A 7,528-nucleotide genomic window follows, 5' to 3' on the forward strand; every position below is an offset into this window, starting at 1 on the left:
CGCCTGTATCGCCCGGTCCTGGTCGATGCACAGACCGGCACGCTCACTGCGCAGCCCCAGCTGCCGGTCTACATGAGCGTGCTGCTGCTCAGCCAGCCGCTGCACTTTGGCGATTACGGCAAGCTGCCGCTGAAGATCCTGTGGGCGCTGCTGGATCTGCTGACCATCGCCGTGCTGGTCACCGGCCTGTACCTGTGGCTCAAGCGCGGCAGCACCGAGGCGCGCGTGAGCGAACTCGAGCGCGCCGCACGGACCGGAGCCGCCGCGTGAACCGGCCCCGTTCCGCACCACGCAGCCCGTTCATCGCCCCGGCCTGGATCGCTGCGGTTAGCGTGCTCGGCCTGGTCAGCGCCCTGATCGGCGACGGCGTGTTCGACGTGGTCTCCTGGCTGGTGTTCGCCGTACTCATCGCGCTGGTGGTGCGTGCGTGGGTGAAGCGCACGCGCTGAGCGGCGTGTCTGCACGTGTAGTGCATGGTGGCATCGCTAGCATCGGGCGCGTCACCTCCCCCACCGGCTCACCCATGTCGCTCCTGCCCGGCCCGCGCTTCCTCAACACCGTACTGCTCGGCGGCAGCACCGATCAGAAACTGCAGGCCGCCGCAGCGGCCGGCTTCGCGCAGGTCGAACTGTGGCGCGAGGACGTGCAGGCCGCCTCGGTGGACGCCGTACGTGACGCACTCGCACGCACCGGACTGCAGCTGACCGACCTGCAGGTGCTACTCGATTTCGACGGTGCCCCGGCAGCCACGCGCGAGGCCAAGCGCGACGAAGCGCAGTTGCTTCTGGACATGGCCGTCGCCGTCGGTGCCGGCACGGTGCTGGTGCCCGCCTGCACCACGCCGGACTGCCAGACGCACCAGGTCACTGCCGATCTCCGCTGGCTCTGCGGGCAAGCTTCCGCGCGCGGTCTGCGCATCGCCTACGAGGCCATGGCATGGAGCCACCTGCATTCCACCGTGCCGTCRGCATGGCAACAGATCCAGGCAGTGGATGCCGACAATCGGGATCTGGTGGTCGATGCCTTCCATCTGTTCGCCGCCGGTCGTGGCGTCGACGACCTGCAAGGCATTCCGGCAGACAGAATCGCGCTGGTGCAACTGTCGGATGTGACCACCCAACCGCAGCCCGGTGCCGTGAAGCAGCAGGCCCGACACGCACGCTGCCTGCCCGGCAGCGGCATCTGGCCAGTGGCGGCGCTGGTGCAGCGACTTGCGCGCATGGGGTACACCGGGCCGATTGGCCTGGAGGTGTTCAATGATGCGATGAAGGCGCGCGACCCGGCCGCGGTGGCCAGCGACGCCATGGCGGCACTGGACCGGGTATTGCGCGCGCCCCGCTAGAGCCGTCGTTGAACGAGGGCCTATCTATCCCAACCACGTTGCTGTGTAGACCGATGCAAGATCCGCTGCCTGCAGGAACTGCTGCAACGCAGGTGCCGGCGGGACGGCATGCACGCACAACGGCACTGCGAGTCCCGCACCATGGTCGTCAAACAGCCGGCCGCGCAATCGCCGTCCACTGCGCGGCGACATCCTCGATGCTCTCCGCCCGCACCGCACGCAGGTCGCGCGGATACGCCACATCCTCGGCCTCCACGCTCCGCGTGGCATGGAACTGGCCATTGCTCGCGCGCAGGATCCAGCCACCCTCGCCGCACGCCGCCGACGCCAGATACGCAACACCCGGTGCCACCGCATCGGGATGCAACTCATCCGGCTCACCCTGCACGCCCCACATCCGCGTCTTGGCCACCGGCGACACCGCGTTGACCACGATCCCGTGCGGCGCGCCCTCCGCGGCCAGCACGTTGACGATGCCCACCRCAGCCAGCTTCGCCGCCGCGTAGGCCGCCAGCCCGTGCTGCACGTACTGCGGATACAGCGCGCGATCAGAAGTAGTCAGCACGATGCGTCCGTAGCGCGCGTCCTGCATCGACGCCCATGCAGCCTGCGCCAGCCACAGGGGCGCCTTCGCGGCAATCGCCATCATCGCGTCGAAGCGCTCGTCCTCCAGCGTGTCGATCGGCTGGTACTCGACCCACCCGGCGTTGTGGATGATGAAATCCAGGCGACCGAAACGCTGCAGGGTATCGGCCACCAGGGCCCGGCACTCCGCGCGATTGTCGAGCGCACCGTGCGCGGCATGTACCACCAGGCCCTGCCCGCACAGCTCGGCCACCGCCCGTTCAATCCGCTGCGGATCAAACCCGGTGCCGTCACGGTCGGCCCCCACATCGTGCATCACCACCTGCGCACCGCGCCGTGCCAGCAAACGGCTGTAAGCCAGGCCAAGGCCACCGGCCGCGCCGGTGACCAGGCCGACCTGGCCGGTAAACGAGAAGATTGATTCGTTATCCATCGAAGCAGCATGCGGCCTGCACTGCACCCGTGACCAATACCGATGGCGTGCTGTTGCGATACATGCGAAGTATCACGGGCGCATGCCGCTAGAGCGGTAACCGGTTCGCCACGAAATTGACCACATTGCCCATCGCTTCAGGATCGACATTACTCAGTCCTACCAGCACATATCCCTGCGCGGGCATCGCATAGAACACGGCGTTGGCGCCGGGTGCGCCGCCTTCATGACCGTACAGCCGATCACGACCCTCACCACGCACCATGAACCCATAGCCGTACCAGGCCTTATGATTCTGCGGGGAGGTCGCCGCTGCCAATGACGTAGGCGACAGCAGCTTGCCCGCACGCAGCGCCTCACCGAACTTCAGCATGTCGTCGACGGTGCTGTAGCCACCACCGGCCGAGGTAGCGCGCCACGGCAGCGATGCCGTTTCCACTGTCCATCGGCCATCGACCTTGGTATACGGCTTGGCCCTGCCGACGACCGGCATCGACTCGGGCTCGGATCCGGTCGCGCTCATGCCCGCTACGCGATAGATGTGTTCGTCGACATAGTCGTAGTACGACTGTTCCGAGACCGCCTCGATGACGCTGCCCAGCAGAATGAATGCATAGTTCGAATACTGGTCCCGGCTTCCCGGCGTGAACGCCACTGGCTCCTCCCCAAACACCGCCCAGTAGTCCTGAAGCGTCCTGAGACTGTCGGCGTTGCTGGTGGCCTTGTCACCAAAGATATCGCCCAGTCCGCTGGTGTGGTCCAGAAGCTGACGCAGCGTGACCGACCCTGCGACCGACGGGTTCGGGTAGCGCGGCAGGTGTTTGGCCAGCGTATCGTCCAGCGACAGCTTGCCCGCTTCCTGTAGCTGCAGAATGGACACAGCGGTGAACATCTTGTTCAACGACGCCAACCGGAATCGGGTAGCGCGCGCCACCGCCAGGCCCTGCTCACGATCGGCAAGGCCGCCGTGCCACGCCATCTGGACGTCTCCCTGCCTGGCCACCAGGAACACCCCCCCGAGGTCGCCAGTCGCCTGCAGCGCATCCAGACGCGTCTTGGCCGCGTCCAGAACGTCAGCCATCGCCATGCGCCTGGGCTGGTATTTCGCGGGGGTCTGCGCGCCTTCGAACGCGAACGCGGCCGACCGCTTGTCCGGGTCGAGCGTCGCCGTCACCAGCATCACACGGTCATTGGCGCTGGGCAGCAGCAGCATCTGCACTTTCCCCGGCGTGCTGGCGACGACCTCCAGCACCCGCAGCTCCCCGGTCTCTGCGCGGAACTCAAGATCGCCCTTCGCGTCAGCGCGCATCTTGTACTGTTCCCGGAAGGCCGCCAGCGCATCGCGATCACCGTCGTTGAATGCGGCCAGCCACGCCCTCAGCGCGTGTTCGGCCTCACCCGTCACCAAGGGCGTTCCGGCGTGGGCCGTGATCGAGAACAGCAGCAGTGCAACTACCAGTGATTTCAACAGGCGCATGCAGTTCACCTTGTCGTTTGGAAGAGAAAGCGGCCTCAACGCCGGCCACTACCGGGCAAAGCGAATGCGCGTCAGCCAAGCGCGGGTTCAACCACCACCGCCGTGCCATAGCACAGCACTTCCGTCAGTCCGGTCATCACATCGGTGGCGTCATACCGCATGGCGATGATCGCGTTGGCACCCAGCAGGCGCGCATGCTTGGCCATGTCCCGATAGGTCTCCTCGCGGGCCTGCTCGCACAGCTCGGTATAGATGGTGATGTTGCCGCCGAAGATCGTCTGCAACCCGCCGAGGAAATTGCCCACTATCGAACGCGAACGCACGGTGATGCCACGCACCACGCCCAGGCTGCGCACGATGCGATAGCCGGGCAGCTCCATGGCGGTTGTCACCATCGAATCGTCGAGCCGGGTAGCCGAACCGGCGCGCGGACTGCTGTTGTAAGGATCGGTCATTGCGGCCTCGTGATTGTGCTGCGTGCGCGCCGATATGACGTGCCATCCGGTGGAGTATCAGGGATACCGCTTGGGCAGGACATCCGTTGCCGACGAGGACACCTTCCCCGTGCGCCAGAACAGCCAGGTGAACCACAGCACGCACCACCACAGCAGCGTCCAGCCAACGACAATCAGCATCTGCGTGCCGTCATCGCTGCCATTCCGGTCGGGCCAGAAGCGCCAGGTGTCCACATATGCGAGGTACGCGCCAAGCAACGATACGGGGATGCCAAGCAACAACCCGATCCCTCTCGCCCAGCGGTGGCGTCGGAAGATCACCAGCGTGCCCAACACCACGACGGCGGTCATGAAGACCGGCAGCCCGAAGAACACCGTCAGCATGCCAACCGGGTCGGAGGCCAGTGCCGGTAGCGGAACGCACAGCGCGATGGGCAGCAGCCAGCAGGCCATCGGCGTTCGGGTACTGCGTCGACTGTTCATCTGCTGCGCTCCCTGCGAGTGTGTCGATGATGCATCAGGCCGAATGCGTCCTGCTACAGACGAACGCTCATCGGGGCTGCCGCCTGACCACCTGATAGATCGCCACGTTCCGCTCGGCCAACGCGCGCACCACTTCAGGGATCAACTGCATCGGCAGGTCCACCTCATAGCCGTGCGCAGTGGTGCGAAGCGCATCCGGCGCGAAGTGGAAGGCTGGATGACCATCGCTGCGTTGAACCAGGAACGCGATCATCGCGTCCCGCACGACGTGTTGCCACTCGCCCACCTCGAAATACACCGGGTACAACACATCACTGTAGTCGGCCGGGCTGGCGAGGGCGGGATCGGTTGCGTCGGGTTCCATGCGGCTCTCCAGGTCACGTGGCGGGAAGGCGGCGGAGGCATCTTATGCTCCCCATGACGAACACGGCCGCAAAGGCGAGGAAAAGCCACGTGAACGTTGTCCGCACCGGTTTTCCGAGCGGATTGAAGCGGGTCTGCTGCTTGAGCGACACGTCCCTCGGTTCACGCCATTTCATGTCGCACTTTGCATCCGCGTCAGTAACTGATTCGTGGACATGAGCTGTGCCATGCACAATACGTTCGGTTGAATTGCCATGTGAATCAGCGCAGGCCGCGGCTCGTGCCCGTTCAGCGGCCATCGTTCACCCCATTCGCATTGTTGCTCGACCGACCTCGTTCTGATTCTGGCTCTGTTCCTGCGCCTGCGCCTGCGCGCGCACCTGCTGCGCATCTGCTGTTTCCAATGCCTGCAGATTCTGCATCAAAGGCTGCTGCGTCGCTTCGCCCCGATCGACGTGAGCACGCATCACAAACTGATCGTTGTCTGCGCTCTTCCAGACCGCAAACACATTGCCGTTGGTCGCGCTGGGCACGACTTCATGGATCTCCGGTATCGGAGGCACATGCGTACGGGCCCGCAGTGCGAGCGCAGCGGCGATACGTTCCTTGTCCTGCACATCTGCATACACACCCACCTCGGGTCCGAGCTGCTCCAGCCCAGCGAGCGCCTGCCGATAGAGCGGGTTGGCGCGCAATTGCACCTCGGGTCCGAGCTGCTCCAGCCCAGCGAGCGCCTGCCGATAGAGCGGGTTGGCGCGCAATTGCACCTCGCGTCCCGGATCGGCGGCAGCATCGTTGGCGCTGAACGTATTCCCCGAGGTGCCCAGCCCCGGCACCACGGGCTTTAGAGAATGATCCAGCGGGCGACCCGATGCGGGCGCCCAATGTCCGCCGACGCCATCTTGGGTGGGCTCGCGGAGATGCGCATCGCGCAGCACACTGTCGGCGAAGGTGTTGGAATTCTGCCGCTGCGGGTCGTAGGGGTATTTGTCGTCCTTGCCCTGGGCGTTGGCCACCATCTGCGCCCACGTCCCGGACAGGTCGGCACCGCTGGCAATCCGCTCGCGATATTGCGCCTGGCCAGTGGCATTGGGATTTTTCGGATGGTCTGGATTGGCGGCGTCGTAGACGAGGTTAGCCTCCACCTGTATCCGTCCATACGGCAATCCCACCTGGGCATCGCCGGTCCATCCGCTGATGGTGTGTTGCTCGCCATTACGGTCGGTGTAGAGGATGAACTTGTGGTGGTACTCCTTGCCCAGCACCGATCCGATATTGCGATATCCGATCTCGATCTTCTCGTCCATGGCCCGATCCTTATGACTACTGGTACTTGAGATGAATCGCCTTCACGGCGATCAATGCCCCTTGGGTGTCGAAGGAAAAGGTCATCACRATCGAACGTGCATCCGGATCGAGCATCGCCTGACCCTTGTTGTCCCGGACCACCAGCTTTTGCGGCGTCTCCTCGACGATCTTCGACGACGCCGACGCAAGGAATGCCTCCTTGACTACGGCCCGGCCCGTGCCGGCGGGAAAGTGCTCGGCGACAAGGTCGCTGACGTCAAGTTGCTCGAAGCGAACCGGCGTTGCCGAGGCATAGATGGATTCCAGCATGGGTCGAACTCCTGTCAGTGTGGTCTGTCCCTGAGCCGGGACGACTTTTCCGTCCCCTGCGGCGGCACAACCGGACAGCGGAAGTACTACAGCGGCGAGGGTAATGATTGCCGCCCATCGGCGAAACGACCTGCATCGCATCATGGTCTCCTGTCGTCCGTTGGCTTGTCGCATGCGCGTAGCCTCGGTCCAACCTCAATGGCCGAGGTGGAGAGAATATATCGCCCCAACGGTTCATGTTGCGTGGCGGCCCCATCCTTCACCACCGGACGTCGGGTCCATCCCGCGCGACTGTATCCAATGCGGAATCCATGCCAGCGCCATCCCTGACGAGCGCCTGCTGACTGCGGGCAAGGTGATGCCTGAGTACAAGGATGCGCCGCCCCCCCCAACCCGCAGGCAACAAAAAAGCCGACCCAAGGGCCGGCTTCTTCATGTTGCAGCGTGGTGGGCGGTACAAGGTTCGAACTTGTGACCCTTGCCGTGTGAAGGCAATGCTCTACCGCTGAGCTAACCGCCCGATGCTGCTGAGCCGCTCATTATAGGGCGGCAAATTTCGACGTCAACGGTTTTGCCGAATTTTCTTCACATCGTGTGGGTGGGCTTGTCCGAGGTGAGGATGCCGGCCAGCAGCGTCTCGATCCGGTGGCGCACGTTCTCCCCTTCCGCCCCTTCGGCCAGCTGCACGCCGATGCCGGCCGCCCGGTTGCCCTGGGCGCCGGCGGGGGTCACCCAGATCACCTTGCCGGCCACGGGCAGGCGCTCGCTGGAGT

The 7,528-nt window shown here is 64.6% G+C and carries 11 protein-coding genes and 1 tRNA gene; 3 read left to right on the forward strand and 9 right to left on the reverse strand.

All coding sequences use genetic code 11. The features are described from left to right. The 3 genes from ACXJKH_RS11290 to ACXJKH_RS11300 form a co-directional block, all read left to right on the forward strand. On the forward strand, positions 1-270 hold a 270-nt coding region (locus ACXJKH_RS11290; RefSeq protein WP_457319499.1), incomplete at its 5' end, for a PepSY domain-containing protein. Beyond that, complete coding sequence (locus tag ACXJKH_RS11295; protein ID WP_457319500.1) at positions 267-449, forward strand: hypothetical protein; 183 nt, start codon at positions 267-269, stop codon at positions 447-449. The genes ACXJKH_RS11290 and ACXJKH_RS11295, both read left to right, overlap by 4 nt. 74 nt (positions 450-523) lie before the next feature. Then, the gene (locus tag ACXJKH_RS11300; RefSeq protein WP_457319501.1) at positions 524-1,342 is read left to right on the forward strand and encodes a sugar phosphate isomerase/epimerase family protein; all 819 of its coding nucleotides are present in this window, start codon (positions 524-526) and stop codon (positions 1,340-1,342) included. Positions 1,343-1,490: 148 nt separating this feature from the next. Here ACXJKH_RS11300 and ACXJKH_RS11305 read toward each other — a convergent pair whose 3' ends face one another. The 9 genes from ACXJKH_RS11305 to ACXJKH_RS11345 all read right to left on the reverse strand — a co-directional run. Further along, positions 1,491-2,360, reverse strand: a complete 870-nt coding sequence (locus ACXJKH_RS11305; protein WP_457319502.1) for an SDR family NAD(P)-dependent oxidoreductase — start codon at positions 2,358-2,360, stop codon at positions 1,491-1,493. An 88-nt stretch (positions 2,361-2,448) separates the two neighbouring features. Then, entirely contained in the window at positions 2,449-3,837 is a 1,389-nt protein-coding gene (locus tag ACXJKH_RS11310) for a serine hydrolase domain-containing protein (protein ID WP_457319503.1), read from the reverse strand. Between the two features lie 71 nt (positions 3,838-3,908). Then, on the reverse strand, positions 3,909-4,292 hold the full coding sequence (locus ACXJKH_RS11315; RefSeq protein WP_457319504.1) for a YbjQ family protein: 384 nt from the start codon (positions 4,290-4,292) through the stop codon (positions 3,909-3,911). Positions 4,293-4,349: 57 nt separating this feature from the next. Beyond that, entirely contained in the window at positions 4,350-4,775 is a 426-nt protein-coding gene (locus ACXJKH_RS11320) for a hypothetical protein (protein ID WP_457319505.1), read from the reverse strand. Between the two features lie 67 nt (positions 4,776-4,842). Next, positions 4,843-5,139 (reverse strand): hypothetical protein, encoded by a 297-nt coding sequence (locus ACXJKH_RS11325; protein WP_256775680.1) that lies wholly within the window; start codon positions 5,137-5,139, stop codon positions 4,843-4,845. A 301-nt stretch (positions 5,140-5,440) separates the two neighbouring features. Beyond that, positions 5,441-6,445 carry an XVIPCD domain-containing protein gene (locus tag ACXJKH_RS11330; protein WP_457319506.1) on the reverse strand — a complete coding sequence of 335 codons (1,005 nt, stop codon included), beginning with the start codon at positions 6,443-6,445 and terminating at the stop codon, positions 5,441-5,443. A 16-nt stretch (positions 6,446-6,461) separates the two neighbouring features. Beyond that, a complete protein-coding gene (locus ACXJKH_RS11335; RefSeq protein ID WP_457319507.1) occupies positions 6,462-6,755 on the reverse strand; it encodes a DUF6393 family protein in 294 nt (97 codons plus the stop codon). A 445-nt stretch (positions 6,756-7,200) separates the two neighbouring features. Further along, a tRNA-Val gene (locus ACXJKH_RS11340) sits at positions 7,201-7,275 on the reverse strand. Positions 7,276-7,340: 65 nt separating this feature from the next. Further along, on the reverse strand, positions 7,341-7,528 hold a 188-nt coding region (locus ACXJKH_RS11345), incomplete at its 5' end, for a PilZ domain-containing protein (RefSeq protein ID WP_457319508.1).

The sequence above is a fragment of the Stenotrophomonas sp. P5_B8 genome (assembly GCF_054049855.1).

What these genes read in the sequence shown, in the direction of transcription:
- ACXJKH_RS11320 (WP_457319505.1), bottom strand. Translation starts at nt 4,775, where the DNA reads ATGAACAGTCGACGCAGTACCCGAACGCCGATGGCCTGCTGGCTGCTG.
- ACXJKH_RS11325 (WP_256775680.1), bottom strand. Translation starts at nt 5,139, where the DNA reads ATGGAACCCGACGCAACCGATCCCGCCCTCGCCAGCCCGGCCGACTAC.
- ACXJKH_RS11330 (WP_457319506.1), bottom strand. Translation starts at nt 6,445, where the DNA reads ATGGACGAGAAGATCGAGATCGGATATCGCAATATCGGATCGGTGCTG.
- ACXJKH_RS11315 (WP_457319504.1), bottom strand. Translation starts at nt 4,292, where the DNA reads ATGACCGATCCTTACAACAGCAGTCCGCGCGCCGGTTCGGCTACCCGG.
- ACXJKH_RS11310 (WP_457319503.1), bottom strand. Translation starts at nt 3,837, where the DNA reads ATGCGCCTGTTGAAATCACTGGTAGTTGCACTGCTGCTGTTCTCGATC.